Raw genomic sequence first — 14,053 nt, 5'->3', positions numbered from 1 at the left:
GCGGGTCGCGACTAGCCTGAGAAGTGGTCCGTGGACTCCATCAGGGAGCCGCGAGATGACGAGGAGCGAGCATGGCTGAAGAGACTGCCCCCTACGGTTCCGGTCCGAGCGCCCCGGCTGCGCCGGTGAAGCGGGTCCGCACCCATCACCTGCGGGAGATGAAGGAGCGGGGCGAGAAGATCACCATGCTGACGGCGTACGACATGTACACCGCCGCGACCTTCGACGAGGCGGGCATCGACCTGCTGCTGGTCGGCGACTCCGCGAGCAACAACGTCCTCGGCAACGAGACCTCCCTGCCGGTCACGGTCGACGAGCTCCTCCCCCTCACCCGCGCGGTGGCGCGCTCGGTGAAGCGCGCGATGGTCGTCGGCGACCTGCCGTTCGGCAGCTACCAGGCCTCGCCGGAGCAGGGCTACCTCACCGCCGTCCGCTTCATGAAGGAGGCCGGCGCCCACTGCGTCAAGCTCGAGGGCGGCGCCGAGATGGCCCCCGTCATCGAGAAGTGCACCCGGGGTGGCATCCCCGTCATGGCCCACATCGGCTTCACCCCGCAGTCCGAGCACACCCTCGGCGGCTACCGCGTCCAGGGCCGGGGCGACGCGAGCGACCGCGTCATCGCCGACGCGCATGCCGTGCAGGAGGCGGGTGCGTTCGCCGTCGTCATGGAGATGGTCCCCGGTGACGTCGCGGAGCGCATCAGCAAGGAGCTCACCATCCCCACGATCGGCATCGGCGCCGGCGCCGGGTGCGACGGCCAGGTCCTCGTGTGGCAGGACGCCTTCGGCCTGCGCACCGGACGGATGGCGCGCTTCGTCAAGCAGTACGCCGACGTCCACGGGGTGCTGCTCGACGCGGCGCGGGCGTACGCCGACGACGTCCGCGGTGGCACCTTCCCGGGCGCCGAGCACACGTTCTGACGCCTCGCTGCCGGCCTGCTGGCTAGGCCGACCAGCCCAGCCAGCGGGCGCCGCCCACGACCGTCGCGAACCACACCAGCGCGACGACCACAGGCAGCAGCACGACCGCCCGCGGGCGGCTGGTGAACCACGCGACCGCCGTCAGCAACGCCGCCACCCACACGAGGCCGAGCAGCACCAGCGCCCACCATGGCGCTCCCACCGCGACGCCGGTCGCGCCGATCAGGAACGCCACGCAGGCCAGGCCGACCAGGCCGGCGATCGGCCACGGTGAGAGCGGTTCGCGGACGGCGGGCTGGGGCACGCCGACACGCTAGCCGGTGACAACCTGCCTCTCGCGCGGCAGGATCAGGCTTCCCGACGACGCGAGGAGCCCTCCGTGAGCGAGACCCCGGCCGAGAAGACGGCAGCCACCACGTCCACCGCGAAGAAGACGCCCGCCCGGAAGTCGCCGGCGAAGAAGACGACAGCCAAGAAGGCTCCTGCCAAGAAGTCGACCGGCAGCTCGACGGCCAGGAAGACGACAGCGAAGAAGTCGACAGCGAAGAAGTCGACCGCGGCCAAGAAGTCCACTGCGAAGACGTCGACCGCCAAGAGGTCGACTGCCCGGAAGGCGCCGGCGAAGAAGGCGACGTCGACGGCGAGCAGGTCGACGGCGAAGAAGGCGCCCGCGACGCAGACGGCGACGTCGGACAAGCCCGTCACGACCGCGGCCCGCCGCTCCCCCGCCGGCCGCGCCGTCGACGTCGGCACCCAGGCGGTCAGCACCGCCGCGATGATCCAGAAGGTCGCGCAGGACACTGCCGAGCGGGTCGCCGCCGAGACGGCCGCCCGGGTGAGCAAGCAGTACGAGGCGGCGATCGCCGAGCTCACCAAGACCCTCGACAAGAACACCAAGCGGGCGCTGAAGAGCGTCCGTGCCGCCGCCGATGTCGCTCAGGCGGCGAACCCCGTCAAGGGCAAGAAGAGCAAGAAGAAGTGATCAGTTGTCCGGAGTGCCGTCGGTGATGCCGTCGCCGGAGCCCGGGCCGTCGTCGTTCCACTTCGGGTCGTTGTCCCACTCCTCGTTGCGCTCCTCGACCTTCTCGAGCGCGCGCGAGGCCTCCGCGGACGAGGCGTAGGGGCCGAGGCGGTCGGCGTTCTTGCAGCCGTCCCTGCCCTCGACCGTGTGGTGCGTCAGGCAGAACCAGTATTCGTTCTCGCTCATTCTCCGAAACTACACTCGCGCCCGTGCCTGTCGTATCCCCCGCAGAGGTATCTGCGCGTCGTGCCGTGCCCGCCCACATCGCCCGCCCGGAGTACGTCGACCGGCCGACGCCGGAGCGGTTCACCGGCGAGGAGGTCAAGGACGCGGAGACGATCGAGCTCATGCGGGTGGCCGGCCGCCTGGCCGCCCAGGCGCGCGACCTCGTCGGCTCCCACGTCGTACCCGGTGTCACCACCGACGAGCTCGACCGCATCGGCCACGAGTTCCTGTGCGACCACGGGGCCTACCCCTCCACCCTCGGCTACCGCGGCTTCCCGAAGTCGCTGTGCTCGAGCGTCAACGAGGTGATCTGCCACGGCATCCCCGACGCGCGCGTCGTCGAGGACGGCGACATCGTCAACATCGACATCACCGCCTTCATCGGCGGCGTCCACGGCGACACCAACGCCACCTTCCTCGCCGGCGACGTCGACGAGGAGTCGCGGCTGCTCGTCGAGCGCACGAAGGAGGCGCTCGACCGGGCGATCAAGGCGGTCAAGCCCGGCCGCCGGGTCAACGTCATCGGCCGCGTCATCGAGGCGTACGCCAAGCGCTTCGGCTACGGCGTCGTCCGTGACTTCACCGGCCACGGCATCGGTACGGCGTTCCACTCCGGGCTGATCATCCCCCACTACGACGACGAGCGCTTCGACGACGAGATCCGCGTCGGGATGACCTTCACGATCGAGCCGATGCTCAACCTCGGCACCCCCGACTACGACATGTGGGACGACGGCTGGACGGTCGTGACGAAGGACCGCCGCCGCTCCGCGCAGTTCGAGCACACCCTCCTCGTCACCGAGGATGGCGCCGAGGTGCTGACACACCCCTAGACTCACCCTCGAGTGGGTCGGCCGGGCGATCGCGGCACCTCGCCTCCGGGTGAGGGGTCGAGGAAGGTCCGGGCTCCACAGGGCAGGGTGGTGGCCAACAGCCACCCGGGGCAACCCGCGGGATCAGTGCCACAGAGAACAGACCGCCGGTCTCACGACCGGTAAGGGTGAAACGGTGGTGCAAGAGACCACCAGTGCGCCGGGCGACCGGCGCAGCTAGGCAAACCCCACCCGGAGCAAGATCAGACAGGATGCGTCCGAGGGCGGCCCGCCCGAGCATCCGGGTAGATCGCACCAGGCGGCCGGCAACGGTCGTCGCAGATGGATGGTCGCCCCTGCGTCAGCAGGACAGAACCCGGCCTACAGGCCGACCCACTCCCCCACACCGGCGCGTCGAACAGGACGAAGTCGGCTCAGAGCTCAGCGTCCCGCCGGGACGTCGTACGCCTAGGCGACTTCGTCCTGTCCGACGGGCCGTACGACCTCCGCGAGGACCCACCGCACATAGGACTGTTCGAGCATCACCTGCTCCCAGGTGAACCGCAGGACCCGCCACCCGTGGAGAACGAGCAGGTTGTAGCGGGCGCAGTCCCTCTTGTGCGCCTTGCGGCTCGCGTGGAAGGTCCACGAGTCCGCTTCGAGCACGAGCAGACGACTGCGGCACACCAGGTCTGGGCGCACCGTTCCGGTCATCATCCCCACCTCGACCTGCGGCTCGACGACCAGGCCGGCCTCGATGCACAGGGCGCGGAGGACGGACTCGAAGGGGTTCGCCGCCCGCCCGTCAGCGTGGGTGAGAACCCGGCGAACGGCGGCTGCACCTGCTCCCCGGACCTGTACGGCGCTGAGCTCGGCCCTCGTCACCGATCCCGAGCGCAGTGCCGAGTCCGCGATGGCCAGTGCCTCGTCGAAGGGAAGATGGCGCGCGCAGTCCACCACCGTCCGCAGAGGGGTCGTCACGCGGGCCGCTGCGTCATCGGGTCCCACAGCCATCCAGCGGACGTCGACGCCCGTACGCCGGACCGCTGGCAGGTTGCGACGGGGGTCCACCGCGACCTCCGGCCGAGGGGGCGGGACCTTCATCTCCCACCCGTGCACCGCAGCCGCGCTGCGAAGACACACCACTCCGGAGAGCTCGGCGGCTGCGAGACACGCCTGCGGGGCCGTGGGAAGCGCGTACCGACCGCGGGCGAGCTTGACGATGCGTCCCGAGGCGCACGCGCGCCTGATCCGGCGTCTGCTGCTCAGCCGGAGCAGGGACTGGGCTGACGCCACTCCGCCCAGCTTCACGAGTGCCGAGTCTGCGCGCATGACGCCGACCTTGCCGCGAACCACCATCCGCCCGCTCTCGCTGTCCACAGGCCCGGCGCGTCCGACAGGAGGAAGGCCCCCAGCCCAGCCGGCGTACGCGGACAAGGAGCGCCTCTGCCGGCCTTCGTCCTGTCCGACGCGCCGCCCCGTGCCCAGTCCGGCGGTGCGTGGCTCACGCCAGCCGGAACTCCACCTTCCGCGCCTTGGGGTCGGCGGTCGCCAGCTCGACGGTGACCTCCTCGCCGAGGGGCAGGTCGGAGGAGCTGGTCACCGGGGCCTCGATGGCGGGGTCCTGGATGGTGATGTCGCCCTTCTGCCTGCTCTTCTCGTCGAGGTCGACGACGACGGCCGTGAAGCGCTGGCCGACCCGGTCGTGGAGGAGCTCGGCCTCGCAGAGGTCGACGATGGCGTTCTCGTAGCGGTTGGCCCGACGTCCCGACTCGGTCATCGTGTCGGGGAGCTCGTGCATCGCCTCGACCACCCACGACGGGACGTCGGTGCCGGCGCAGAGCGCCACGCAGACCTCGCCGGCGTAGCGGTCGGCGAGGCGGCGCAGCGGCGCGGTGACGTGGGCGTACTCCGAGGCGAGGGCGGAGTGCTGCGCCTGCTCGGGCAGCTCGCCGTTGAAGGACACGTAGCCGGCGCCGCGCAGCAGGCGCGTGCACGCGACGATCATCGCGGCGTGCGTCGGCCTCGACGGGTCGAGGGTGCGGACGAAGTCGGGGTAGAGCTGCTCGGCCGGCCACGAGATGCCGAGGGCGCGGGCGGTGCGGTGAAGGCGCTGTACGTCATGGGGGTCCGCCGGCGGCAGGGTGCGGAGGATGCCGACGCGGGCGTAGACCATCAGGGAGGCGGCCGCCATGCCGGTGAGGAGAGAGATCTGGGCGTTCCAGGTCTCGACCGGGGTGAGCCGCCGGAACTCCAGCTCCCAGTGCCCGTCGCCGTTCTCGACCAGCTCCTGCTCGGGCAGGGGCAGCGACACCCCGCCGCGGGCGGCCTCCCGGGCCAGGCGCAGCTCGCCGACCTCCTTGAGCAGCCCGATGAGGTCGTCGGCCCTCCCGGCGTCGAGGTCGGCCTGGACGCCCTCGTAGGACAGCTTGGCGCGCGAGCGCACCAGCGCGCGCTCGACCTCGACGTCGGTGCCCTCACCGGTCTCGTCGACCTTGATGGTCCACAGCAGCGCGGGGCGTACCTCGTCGGGCAGCAGCGAGGCGGCGCCCTCGCTGAGCACGGTGGGGTGCAGCGGGATCTTGGAGTCCGCGCCGTAGAGCGTCTCGCCCCGGCGGTTGGCCTCCACGTCGACAGGGTCGCCCGCCGTGACGAAGGCGGCGACGTCGGCGATCGCGTAGTGCACGACGTAGCCCGCGCCGTCCCGCTCGATGTGCATCGCCTGGTCGAGGTCGCGCGCCGACTCGGGGTCGATGGTGATGAACGGGATGTCGGTGCGGTCGAGCTCGGGCAGGCGGGGCGCCGCGGCCGCCTCGGCGGCAGCTCGCTCGACGGCCTCGGGGAACGTCGGCGTCACCTCGAGGTCGGCCTGAATGGCGGCGATGCCGTCGCGCATCTCCTGCGCCGTCACGCTGTCGCCTGTCGACCGGACCTTGACCACGCGGTTGCTGGGCATACCGGGACCCTAGCCGGGAGGCCACGGCGAGCGCTGCCTACGCTTGCGCGCGTGCTGATCCTGCTGCCGCCCAGCGAGGGCAAGACCGCTCCGCGTCGCGGCAAGCCCCTCGACCTGGGCTCGCTGTCCTCACCGTCCCTCACCGCGACCCGTACGACGCTGCTGGAGTCGCTCGTGCAGCTGTGCGGCGACGACCCGGACAAGGCGGCCGCCGTGCTCGGCCTGGGACCGGCCCAGCGCGACCTGGTGCAGCGCAACGCCGACCTGCGCAGCGCCCCGACCGCCCGCGCCGACGCGATCTACACCGGGGTGCTCTACGACGCCCTCGGCTTCGACACCCTCTCCCCCGCTGCCCGACGGCGTGCGACAGCGCGGGTGGCGATCACCAGCGCACTGTTCGGCATCGTGCGACCCGGTGACCGCATCCCGGCCTACCGCCTCTCCGGCGACGCCAGCCTCCCCGGCACCGGCTCGGTCGCCGGCGCCTGGCGCGAGGTGTTCGGCGAGGCCGTCACCGAGGCGATCGGCACCGGGCTGCTCGTCGACCTGCGCTCCGGGACGTACGCCGCCTTCTGGCGGCCCTCGACGGAGCTGGCCGGCCGCGTCGCGACCGTGCGCGTCCTCCACGAGTCCGGCGGGAAGCGCAGCGTGGTGAGCCACTTCAACAAGGCGACCAAGGGCCGCATCGTCCGCGCCCTGCTCGAGGACGGGGCGAACCCCCGCACGCCGGCCGCGCTGGCCGAGACCCTCACTCGGCTCGGCTGGACCGTCGAGACGGGTGGGGCCACCGCGAAGGGCACCCAGCTCGACGTCGTGGTGACGGACGTCTAACGCAGGGGGATCACGTCGGTCGCCTCGAGCGGGTCCATCCCGCACAGCGCCAGCAGGTCGGCGACGATCGAGCGCACCTGGGCGAGGATCACCTCGGCGGACAGGTCGTCACTGTGCTCGACCTGGGCCGTCGCCCGCCCGAGGGCGATGAGGTCGTCGATGACCGCCTCCGCCATCCGGTTGGCGACCAGCTCGTCGGCGACCCGGTCCGAGAGGTCCGCCAGGTCGCGCATCAAGGAGGCGTACGACGCCGGGACGGGCTCGCGGCGATAGCTGGCCACCGCCACCCGGCGCACGACCACGCGGGTGTTGCGCAGGGCCACGTCGAGCGGTTCGACGAGCTCGGCGAGCTGGCGTTGGTGCTCGCCGTGGCGTCGCCGGAAGGGCGAGGAGCTCACCACCGACAACCCTTCCTGCGACGCCGCACGCAGCTCGGCGATGAGCGCGTCGGTCGACCGGGCGTCGCGCAGCACGGCCAGCGCCTTGTCGACGTCACCGTCCCCGATCCGGTCGGCCGAGCAGCGCAGCAGCTCGGCGATCTTGCGGACCACGACGGCCGCCTGGTCGCGTGGCTTGCGCAGCGGCGCGCGCGGCACGACGGTCGCCGCGACGAGGGCCACCCCGCCGCCGATGATCGCGTCGGTCCAGCGGATGAAGGCGTCACCCGGGGCCGGCGCGAGGGCGGCGACCACGATGCCCTGGACGGCCGCCTGGATGATCATCAGCTGGCCGGCGTCGAGCAGCAGCGCGATCGACATGCCGGCGGCCACGATCAGCGCGATCTGCCACCCGCCAGAGCCGATCAGGTGGGTCGCCGCGTCGCCGAGGAACACGCCGAGCGCCACCCCGACGGTCACCTCCGCGACCCGCCGCTGACGCTGGCCGTAGGACATGCCGAGCGACACCACGGCCGCGATCGGCGCGAAGAACGGCAGGTGGTGGTCGAAGACGTCGGCCGCGAGCCACCACGCGACGCCGGCGGCGACCGCGCACTGGCCGATCACCCAGCCCTTGGCCCGCAGCCGCGCCACCCGGGCGCGCAGCGACGTACGGCTGCGTTCCGCGACGACCTCCGCGTCGATGAACCGCACGACGCGTCACTCCCTCAGAGGCCGGACTCGTCGGTGCGCACCAGGATGCGCTGGCACTCCTCGCAGCGGATGACCTCGTCGGCCGGAGCGGACCGGATCCGCGACAGCTCGGACGCGTCCAGCGTCATGTTGCAGCCGCCGCACTGGCGGGCCCGCAGCAGCGAGGCGCCGATGCCCTTCTGCTCGCGCAGCCGCTCGTAGAGCGCCATCAGGTCGTCAGGGATGTCCTCGGTCGCCGGGCCGCGCGCGGACGCGACCTCGTCGAGGGAGCCGTCGATGGCCGCGCGCTTCTCGTCGCGGGCGGCGACCAGCTCGGCGAGCCGCGCGTCGATGTCGTCGGCGCGGATGCCGAGCCCGTCGAGGACCTGCTGGGCCTCCTCGAGCCTCTCCATCACCTCGAGCTCGGCGTCCTCCAGCGTGGAGATGCGACGCTCGAGCGAGACGAGCTCGTGCTGCATGCGCTCGAGGTCCTTGGGGTTGGTGATCTGACCGGCGTCCATGCGGGTGCGGTCGCGCTCGCGGCGTGCCTTGACCTGCTCGACCTCGCGGTCGGCCTTGGCCTGCTCGACGGTCAGGTCGTCCACGACGATGCGGGCGTCACGCACCTGGTCGGTGAGCTCGGTGCGCTCGGCCTCCAACGTGCTGATCTCCGCGACCTCGGGGAGGTGGCTGCGCTGGTGGCGCAGCTGGGCGGCGCGTCGGTCGAGCTCGGCGACGTCGAGGAGCGCGAGCTGGTGGGTGGGATCGGCCTTCAACGGCTCTCCTGCTTCGACTTCGGGGGGTTCAGGGGCGGAACGTCCACGGGTCGGTGCACCGCGTGCTGACCCGGGTCTCGACCCTATCGCCCAGCTCCCGCTGCAGCCGAGCCTCCACCGCGGGCAGCCACGTCCACTCGGCCGCCCAGTGCGCGACGTCGACGAGCGCCGGGCCGTCGTGCTCCATGAACTCGGACGCCCGGTGGTGCCGCAGGTCGCTGGTGACGTAGACGTCGACGTCGCTGTGGGCGAGCTCGTCGAGGAGGAAGTCGCCCGCCCCGCCGCACACCGCGACCCGCCGCACCGGACGCTGCGGGTCGCCGGCGACGCGTACGCCGTGCGCAGTGGCGGGCAGCGCGGCGCCGACCCGCGCGGCGAACTCCTCGAGCGTGGTCTCCTCGACCGTGCCGACCCTCCCGGTGCCGGTCGTGGCGAGGCCAGGGTCCGCGAGCGGGACGACGTTGAAGGCCGGTTCCTCGTAGGGGTGCGCGGCCAGCAGCGCCCGCACGACCGCCGTACGACGCGAGCGCGGGACCACCGCCTCGACCCGTGCCTCCTCGACCACCTCGAGGTCGCCGACCGCGCCGACGGCGGGGGTCGCCCCGTCCAGCGGCCGGAAGCGTCCCTCCCCCGTCGCGGTCCAGGTGCAGGAGTCGTAGTCGCCGATCCGGCCCGCTCCCGCCTCCGTCATCGCGGCGCGTACGGCGTCGGCAGCTCCCAGCGGCACGAACACGACCACCTTGTCGAGCGGACCCGCAGGCGCCGGCCTGATCGGCGCGAGGTCGGTCAGCCCGAGGGCCAGGGCGAGCGACTCCGAGACACCGGTGACCGCCTGGTCGGCGTTGGTGTGGGCGGCGAGCAACGCGCAGCCGCCGGCGGTGAGCGTGTGGAGCGTGCGCCCCTTGGGCGTGTCCGCGGCGACCGAGCTGACGGGCGCGAGGAACAGCGGGTGGTGCACCACGAGCAGGTCGGCGCCCCACTCCACGGCGTCCCGGGCGACCTCGACCGTGGGATCCACGGCGAACATCACCTTGCCGATCTCGGCCGCCGGGTCGCCCGCCACCAGGCCGACGGCGTCCCACGAGTCGGCGGTGCGCGGCGGGTACCAGGCGTGGATCAGGTCGACGACGTCGGCAAGGCTGGGCATGCGCTGATTATCGGGGACCCGCTAGTTGACCTGCCGCTCCTGGCCCTCCCAGTAGGGCTGGCGCAGCTTGAACTTCTGCAGCTTCCCGGTCGCCGTGCGCGCCAGCTCGTCGCGGAACTCGATCGAGGTCGGGGCCTTGTAGCCCGCTGCCTTGTCCTTGCACCAGGCGATCAGCTCGGCCTCCATCTCGGAGCCGCCCTCGGCGCCGTCACCCAGCACGACGAGCGCCTTGATCGTCTCGCCCCACTTCTCGCTAGGCACGCCGATGACCGCGACCTCGGCGACCGCCGGGTGGGAGAACAGCACGTCCTCGACCTCGATCGAGGACACGTTCTCGCCACCGGTGATGATCACGTCCTTCTTGCGGTCGCTGATCGTGAGGTAGCCGTCGTCGCCGATCACGCCGCCGTCGCCGGTGTGGAACCAGCCGTCCACAAGCGCCTTCTGCGTCTCGTCGGGCCGCTCCCAGTAGCCCTCGAGGATGACGTTGGAGCGCGCCAGCACCTCCCCCTCGGCGTCGGTGCGCAGGCGTACGCCGATCGCGGGCGCGCCGGCCCGCACCAGCTTCGCCGCCCGCTCCTCGGCGGGCAGGTCGTCCCACTCCGCTCGCGAGCGGTTGACCGTCAGCAGCGGCGAGGTCTCGGTGAGGCCGTAGATCTGGACGAACTCCCAGCCGAGCTCCTCCTCGACCCGCACGACCGTCTTCGTCGGCGGCGGGGCGCCCGCCATGATGATCCGCACGCGGTCACGACCGGGGATCTCGCCCTCCCAGTCCTGCGCGGCCTCCAGCACCGCGGCGGCGACGGCCGGTGCCGCGCACATCACGGTCACGCCGTGCTGCTCGACCCGGCGCAGGATCTCGGCGCCGTCGACCTTGCGGAGCACCACGTGCGGCACGCCGAGCCCCGTCATCGCGAAGGGCATCCCCCAGCCGTTGGCGTGGAACATCGGCAGCGTGTGCAGGTAGACGTCGCGGTCGGTGACGCCGGCGTGCAGGGCGAACGTGACCGCGTTGGTCCAGATGTTGCGGTGGGTGATCTGCACGCCCTTGGGCCGTGCCGTCGTGCCCGAGGTGTAGTTGATCGTGGCCGTCGCGTTCTCGTCCGGCTCCCATGCACGCGGCTCCACGTCAGGTGCGGCGAACATCGTCTCGTCCTCGCCCAGCACGAAGGTGTGCTCGACGTCGACGCCCTTCAGCGCGTCCACCAGCTCCGGGTCGACGTAGAGCACCCGCGCGCCGGAGTGGGACACGATGTAGGCGATCTCGTCCGGCCGCAGGCGGAAGTTGATCGGCACCAGCACTCGACCCGAGCCGCACACGCCGAAGAACGACGTCAGCAGGCGCGCCGAGTTGTGGCTGATGATCGCGACCCGGTCTCCGACCTCCAGCCCGAGCTCGTCCAGCTTCGCCGCCTGCCTGCGCGAGAGCTCGTACGCCTCGGCGTAGGTCAGCGTGCCGAGCGACGCGGCGGGCTGGTCGGGCTCGTCGATGAATCCCGGCCGCTCGCCGTAGACGGCCGCGGCGCGCTCGATGAAGTCGGTGACGCTGAAGGGGACGATCATGCGCCCACTGTGGCACGCGTCACCGGGTGCTGCGAGCGGTCGGACGCCGGGTGCGACGGACGGCACGTGGGCGTCGACGAGCGGACGGACGAGCGGACTCTAAGAAGGCTCTCATCCGGGTCTCACGCAGGCACCACGATCACCGCGCACGATCCTGACCATGGGACGGGTGACGAAGGTGCTGCTGGCCCTGGCGGTCGTGGTGCCGATGACGGCGTACGTCGCCGGGTCCCTGGCCTCGCCCGGAGCACCCCCGCCCCCCGACCACAGTCCGGTGATCCTCCGCGACGCACCGAGCGACCCGCCGGCCAGCATCGACCCGACATCCAGCACCGGGTCGTCGCCGATACAGCGGCCCACGCAGGCCCCTCCCCCGCGCCCCACCGGCAGGGACGACGGCGACGACGACCGGGACGATGGCGACGACGGGAGCCGCGGCGGCGGTGACGCCGTGGTCGTGACGCCCCCACCCACGCCGATCGGAGAGGATGACGACGACGAGTGGGACGGCGGGGACGACGATGACGACGACACGGACGACGACGGACATGGCGGCGGGGACGACGACGGGGACGACGGGGACGACGACCGAGACGACGACGGGGACGACTGACCGTGCCCGCCGCCGCTTCGCCCGCGTCTCGGTCCGCACGCGCCTCACCGTCGTCGTCGCCCTGCTCACCGCGGTGGCGATGACCGGCGCCGGACTGCTCGTCTACGCCCTCGAGTCCGCGCGCATCGAGCGCCAGGTCACCGCACAGATCACCCAGGAGATCGCCGAGCTGCGCGCGCTGCGGATCGACCCCAACACCGGCGAGGAGTTCGACGACGTCGCTCGCGTGCTCAACGTCTTCCTCACGCGAAACGTCCCCGACGACGACGAGATGCTCGTCGGCTACGTGCGCGGCCAGACCCCCGAGCGCACCGCCAACCGTTACGGCCAGGAGGTCCTCGACGAGCCGGCCTACCGGGAGGCCCTGTCCGAGCTCGCCGGGGTCGGCGGCACCCGGGTGATCGACTCGCCCACCTTCGGCGAGACGTGGGTGACGCTCGTCCCGGTGACCAACACCCAGGGCGAGGGTGCGCTGGCGATCGTCAACTTCCTGCGCGACGAGCACGAGGAGCTCGACCGCACCCTCCGGACCTACACCCTCATCGCACTGCTCTCTCTCGGGCTGATCACCACGATCGCCGGCTTCCAGTCCGGCCGCCTGCTGGCCCCGCTGCGCACGCTGGAGGAGACGGCGCGCGAGATCACCGCCACCGACCTGTCGCGGCGCATCCCCGAGCGCGGCAACGACGACATCACCGCGCTCACCCGCACGATCAACGGCATGCTGGAGCGCCTCGACTCGGGCTTCGCGGCCCAGCGACAGTTCCTGGACGATGCCGGTCACGAGCTCAAGACACCGTTGACGGTGGTCCGTGGACACCTCGAGCTCCTCGACCCGGGCGACCCCGACGACCTGGCCGAGACCCGCGAGCTGCTGCTCGACGAGGTCGACCGGATGTCGCGCCTGGTGACCGACCTGATCCTGCTGGCCAAGAGCCGGCGCCCCGACTTCCTCGTGCTGGGCGAGGTCGAGCTGTCCGCCCTCACCCAGTCCGTGCTGGCGAAGGCCACCGCCCTCGGCGACCGTGCGTGGCGCCTCGACGACGTGGCCCGTGGACGGGCCGTGCTCGACGAGCAACGGGTCACCCAGGCCCTGCTGCAGCTGGCCGACAACGCCGTCAAGCACACCGACCCGGGCGCGGAGGTCGCGATCGGCTCCGCCCGCGGTGACGGCGAGGTGCGGCTGTGGGTGCGTGACACGGGCGACGGGATCCCCGCGGAGGACCGGGAGGCGGTGCTCGAGCGATTCGGTCGCGCCCAGGTGCGCGCGGGAGACGACGGCTTCGGCCTCGGCCTCAGCATCGTGCGCGCGATCGCCGACGCACATGGCGGCGACGTACGCATCAGCGCTGCCGAGCCGCACGGGGCACGCGTCGAGGTCGTCCTGCCGGACCGTGAGATCGAGGCGATGACCGACAACCTGATGAGGAAGGACACGCGATGGCCCAGATCCTGATCGTGGAGGACGAGGACCGGATCGCCTCGTTCGTGGCCAAGGGCCTGCGGGCCGAGGGCCACCAGCCGACCGTCGCAGGCGACGGCCCGAGCGGTCTCGACGAGGCTCTGTCGGGTCGGTTCGACCTGATGGTCCTCGACATCGGGCTGCCGGGCATGGACGGCTTCGAGGTGCTCGACCAGCTGCGCTCGCAGGGGAGCCGGATGCCCGTCATCGTGCTGACCGCCCGCGACTCGGTGACCGACACCGTGACCGCGCTCGACAGCGGGGCCGACGACTACATGGCCAAGCCGTTCCGCTTCGCCGAGCTGATGGCCCGCATCCGGCTCCGGTTGCGCGCCCTCGCGCCGGTCGACGCACCCGCCAGCGGCGACGACCTGGTCGTCGGCACCCTGCGGCTCGACCGGCGCACGCGTCGCATCTCCGGACCGCAGGGTGAGTCCGAGCTGTCGGCGCGCGAGTTCGCGCTCGCCGAGATCTTCCTGCTCAACCCGGGCCAGGTCCTGACCCGCGAGCAGCTCCTCGACCTGGTCTGGGGCTACGACTTCGACCCCGGGTCCAACGTCGTCGACGTCTACGTCGGCTACCTGCGCAAGAAGCTCGGCACCGGGTCGATCGCCACGGTGCGCGGCGTCGGCTACCGGCTCAACCCCTGATCCGGCT

At 71.9% G+C, this 14,053-nt stretch carries 16 protein-coding genes and 1 other RNA gene; 8 read left to right on the top strand and 9 right to left on the bottom strand.

Annotated features, from left to right (window positions below; all coding sequences use genetic code 11):
- Positions 1–71 precede the first annotated feature (71 nt).
- Positions 72–920, top strand: coding sequence for a 3-methyl-2-oxobutanoate hydroxymethyltransferase (panB, locus tag HOO61_RS16045; RefSeq protein WP_172260248.1), 849 nt, complete (start codon positions 72–74; stop codon positions 918–920).
- 22 nt (positions 921–942) lie between these two features.
- On the opposite strand, the gene HOO61_RS16040 is transcribed toward panB, so the two are convergent.
- Positions 943–1,224 carry a hypothetical protein gene (locus HOO61_RS16040; protein ID WP_172260246.1) on the bottom strand — a complete coding sequence of 94 codons (282 nt, stop codon included), beginning with the start codon at positions 1,222–1,224 and terminating at the stop codon, positions 943–945.
- A 44-nt stretch (positions 1,225–1,268) separates the two neighbouring features.
- Positions 1,269–1,688, bottom strand: a complete 420-nt coding sequence (locus HOO61_RS16035; RefSeq protein ID WP_172260244.1) for a hypothetical protein — start codon at positions 1,686–1,688, stop codon at positions 1,269–1,271.
- Between the two features lie 7 nt (positions 1,689–1,695).
- On the opposite strand from HOO61_RS16035, the gene HOO61_RS16030 reads away from it, so the two are divergent.
- Positions 1,696–1,902, top strand: a complete 207-nt coding sequence (locus HOO61_RS16030) for a hypothetical protein (RefSeq protein WP_172260242.1) — start codon at positions 1,696–1,698, stop codon at positions 1,900–1,902.
- On the opposite strand, the gene HOO61_RS16025 is transcribed toward HOO61_RS16030, so the two are convergent.
- Positions 1,903–2,127: a hypothetical protein gene (locus HOO61_RS16025; RefSeq protein ID WP_172260240.1), complete on the bottom strand. Its 225-nt coding sequence runs from the start codon at positions 2,125–2,127 to the stop codon at positions 1,903–1,905. It abuts the gene before it with no gap.
- A gap of 23 nt (positions 2,128–2,150) precedes the next feature.
- On the opposite strand from HOO61_RS16025, the gene map reads away from it, so the two are divergent.
- A complete protein-coding gene (gene map / locus HOO61_RS16020; RefSeq protein ID WP_172260238.1) occupies positions 2,151–2,999 on the top strand; it encodes a type I methionyl aminopeptidase in 849 nt (282 codons plus the stop codon).
- Positions 3,000–3,012: 13 nt separating this feature from the next.
- Positions 3,013–3,378: RNase P RNA component class A (gene rnpB / locus HOO61_RS16015), an RNA gene on the top strand.
- A 68-nt stretch (positions 3,379–3,446) separates the two neighbouring features.
- On the opposite strand, the gene HOO61_RS24960 is transcribed toward rnpB, so the two are convergent.
- Positions 3,447–3,959, bottom strand: coding sequence for a DUF559 domain-containing protein (locus HOO61_RS24960; RefSeq protein WP_216659032.1), 513 nt, complete (start codon positions 3,957–3,959; stop codon positions 3,447–3,449).
- Positions 3,960–4,482: 523 nt separating this feature from the next.
- Positions 4,483–5,934, bottom strand: coding sequence for an RNB domain-containing ribonuclease (locus HOO61_RS16005; protein WP_172260234.1), 1,452 nt, complete (start codon positions 5,932–5,934; stop codon positions 4,483–4,485).
- 51 nt (positions 5,935–5,985) lie between these two features.
- Here HOO61_RS16005 and yaaA point away from each other — a divergent pair, with 51 nt between their 5' ends.
- Positions 5,986–6,765: a peroxide stress protein YaaA gene (yaaA, locus tag HOO61_RS16000; RefSeq protein ID WP_172260232.1), complete on the top strand. Its 780-nt coding sequence runs from the start codon at positions 5,986–5,988 to the stop codon at positions 6,763–6,765.
- Here the strand turns inward: yaaA and HOO61_RS15995 are convergent.
- From HOO61_RS15995 to HOO61_RS15980, 4 genes are read right to left on the bottom strand one after another with little or no spacing between them, the layout of a single operon-like run.
- Positions 6,762–7,856, bottom strand: a complete 1,095-nt coding sequence (locus HOO61_RS15995; RefSeq protein ID WP_367650213.1) for an aromatic acid exporter family protein — start codon at positions 7,854–7,856, stop codon at positions 6,762–6,764. The genes yaaA and HOO61_RS15995 overlap by 4 nt on opposite strands.
- A gap of 14 nt (positions 7,857–7,870) precedes the next feature.
- Positions 7,871–8,611: a zinc ribbon domain-containing protein gene (locus HOO61_RS15990; RefSeq protein WP_172260230.1), complete on the bottom strand. Its 741-nt coding sequence runs from the start codon at positions 8,609–8,611 to the stop codon at positions 7,871–7,873.
- A 28-nt stretch (positions 8,612–8,639) separates the two neighbouring features.
- Positions 8,640–9,758: a Nif3-like dinuclear metal center hexameric protein gene (locus HOO61_RS15985; RefSeq protein WP_172260228.1), complete on the bottom strand. Its 1,119-nt coding sequence runs from the start codon at positions 9,756–9,758 to the stop codon at positions 8,640–8,642.
- 21 nt (positions 9,759–9,779) lie between these two features.
- On the bottom strand, positions 9,780–11,321 hold the full coding sequence (locus HOO61_RS15980) for an AMP-binding protein (protein ID WP_172260226.1): 1,542 nt from the start codon (positions 11,319–11,321) through the stop codon (positions 9,780–9,782).
- A gap of 160 nt (positions 11,322–11,481) precedes the next feature.
- On the opposite strand from HOO61_RS15980, the gene HOO61_RS15975 reads away from it, so the two are divergent.
- The 3 genes from HOO61_RS15975 to HOO61_RS15965 are packed head-to-tail and all read left to right on the top strand — an operon-like array spanning position 11,482 to position 14,046.
- Positions 11,482–11,934, top strand: coding sequence for a hypothetical protein (locus HOO61_RS15975; protein ID WP_172260224.1), 453 nt, complete (start codon positions 11,482–11,484; stop codon positions 11,932–11,934).
- A complete protein-coding gene (locus tag HOO61_RS15970) occupies positions 11,843–13,390 on the top strand; it encodes a HAMP domain-containing sensor histidine kinase (protein WP_253942516.1) in 1,548 nt (515 codons plus the stop codon). The genes HOO61_RS15975 and HOO61_RS15970 overlap by 92 nt, the downstream gene beginning before the upstream one ends.
- Positions 13,375–14,046: a response regulator transcription factor gene (locus HOO61_RS15965; RefSeq protein WP_172260222.1), complete on the top strand. Its 672-nt coding sequence runs from the start codon at positions 13,375–13,377 to the stop codon at positions 14,044–14,046. The genes HOO61_RS15970 and HOO61_RS15965 overlap by 16 nt, the downstream gene beginning before the upstream one ends.
- The last annotated feature ends 7 nt before the right edge of the window (positions 14,047–14,053 follow it).

It is taken from the genome of Nocardioides sp. zg-1230 (assembly GCF_013155335.1).
In the GTDB taxonomy this organism is placed as follows: domain Bacteria; phylum Actinomycetota; class Actinomycetes; order Propionibacteriales; family Nocardioidaceae; genus Nocardioides.
This window is presented reverse-complemented; position numbering and strand designations above follow the sequence as displayed.